The sequence below is a fragment of the Kitasatospora cheerisanensis KCTC 2395 genome, assembly GCF_000696185.1.
GTDB lineage: Bacteria > Actinomycetota > Actinomycetes > Streptomycetales > Streptomycetaceae > Kitasatospora > Kitasatospora cheerisanensis.
Map to the genome: position 1 here is coordinate 7,184,255 of NZ_KK853997.1, position 1,531 is coordinate 7,185,785.

General features: G+C 74.9%; 3 protein-coding genes. 1 reads left to right on the forward strand and 2 read right to left on the reverse strand.

Translation table 11 applies throughout. The features are described from left to right. Nucleotides 1–852, forward strand: an 852-nt coding sequence (locus tag KCH_RS32300) for a DUF2797 domain-containing protein (protein ID WP_051653691.1), incomplete at its 5' end; no start/stop codon positions are given. Nucleotides 853–859: 7 nt separating this feature from the next. Here the strand turns inward: KCH_RS32300 and KCH_RS32305 are convergent. Beyond that, nucleotides 860–1,216 carry a DUF6204 family protein gene (locus tag KCH_RS32305; protein ID WP_035868999.1) on the reverse strand — a complete coding sequence of 119 codons (357 nt, stop codon included), beginning with the start codon at nt 1,214–1,216 and terminating at the stop codon, nt 860–862. 32 nt (nt 1,217–1,248) lie between these two features. After that, nucleotides 1,249–1,531, reverse strand: a 283-nt coding sequence (locus tag KCH_RS45360) for an ATP-binding domain-containing protein (RefSeq protein ID WP_244305748.1), incomplete at its 5' end; no start/stop codon positions are given.

A 1,531-nucleotide genomic window follows, 5' to 3' on the forward strand; every position in this document is an offset into this window, starting at 1 on the left:
CCTCCTTCGGGGTGTCGTATAACTTCGTATAATGTATGCTATACGAAGTTATTACGCGACGGACTCCCCGTCGCCTGGCGGATCGCCGGCCCCCGCCGCTGCACCGGGGCCGGCACCGCCCTCGGCCACCGGCCCTGCCCGCACCGCGCCGCCATCGAACCCGACGGCACCACCACCCAGTGCCCCACCTGCCAGAGCGCCGACCGCGGCCTGCAACTCGCCCGCGACCGGATCCTCGACGACGGCCGCAGCTACCGCCTCTACCTCGCCTGGTTCGGCCCCGGCCTGCTCAAGGTCGGCCTCACCGCCGAGGAACGCGGCACCGTCCGCCTGCTCGAACAGGCCGCCCTCACCTGGACGTTCCTCGCCCACGGCCCGCTGCCCGCCGTCCGCCGCGCCGAACTCACCGTCGCCCGGGCCCGACTGGCCCGCGAACGGATCCCCGCCGCCGCCAAGTACCCCGCCTGGTGGACGCTGCCCGCCGCCGCCGACCGGCACGCCGAACTCACCGCCGGCCGCACCCGCGCCCTCGAACTCCTCGCCGACCACCCCGTCACCCTGCTGCCCGACCACCCCGTCACCGACCAGGTCGAGCTGTACGGCCTCACCGCCGGCGCCCCCGACCAGTACCAGCAGGTCAAGGCGCTCAGCGACGGCGCCCGGCTGACCGGACGGCTGCGCCGCCCGATCGGCGGCCACCTCTTCCTCGACCCGCCCGCCGGACCCCCGCTGCTGCTCGACACCCGCCTGCTCACCGGCTGGACCCTGCACGCCGAGGACGCCGACAGCTGCGACGGCCTCACCCTGCTGCCCCGGGCCCGCCCCGCGGCCGAACAGGACACCCTGTTCTGACGGGCCGTCAGCCCTTCCGGCGGGCCTCCTGCTTGCCCCGCGCGCCCACCGCCGCCAACGCCATGTCCTGCGCCTGCGACTTCAGGTTCTTGTAGCCGTACCCGCGGTCCGTCAGCCACAGCTCCGCCGCCGTCTCGGCCCGCACCGACGCCGCCACCACGTCCTCCTCCGCCTCCCCGTACTCCAGGAAGCGGAAGGTGAAGAACGGCCGCGCCGACAGGTCGTACGTCAGGTGCCCCTCGTCGGTGAAACGCGCGTGCAGCACGTCGTGCTCGGCGGCCGCCGCGGTCAGTTCGGCGTGCTGCTCGGGGGTGAGCGCGTCGAAGGAGCCGCGCACCATGATCCGGAACGTACGAGTCGTCATGGCGGGACCCTAACCCCGCCGGCCCGCCCCGATCACCCCGATTTCGGCCGCCCCGCGAACGCCGCCCGCAGCGGCTCCGGCAGCGGCCCGTGGTGAGCCACCGTCAGCCGCCGGGTCGCCCGGGTCAGCGCCACGTACAGGTCGTGGCCGCCGCGCGGGGACTGCGCCAGGATCGCCGCCGGATCGGCCACCACCACCGCGTCGAACTCCAGCCCCTTGCACTGCGCCGCGCTCAGCGCCCCCAGGTGCGCCAGCTCCGCCAGCCGGGCGTCCGGCGCCACCAGGCCCGTGGTGCCCGGGCCGTCCGGCGCCAGC

Bases quoted from the DNA above. Each gene is read 5' to 3' on its own strand.
- KCH_RS32305 (WP_035868999.1), bottom strand. From the start codon at position 1,216: ATGACGACTCGTACGTTCCGGATCATGGTGCGCGGCTCCTTCGACGCG.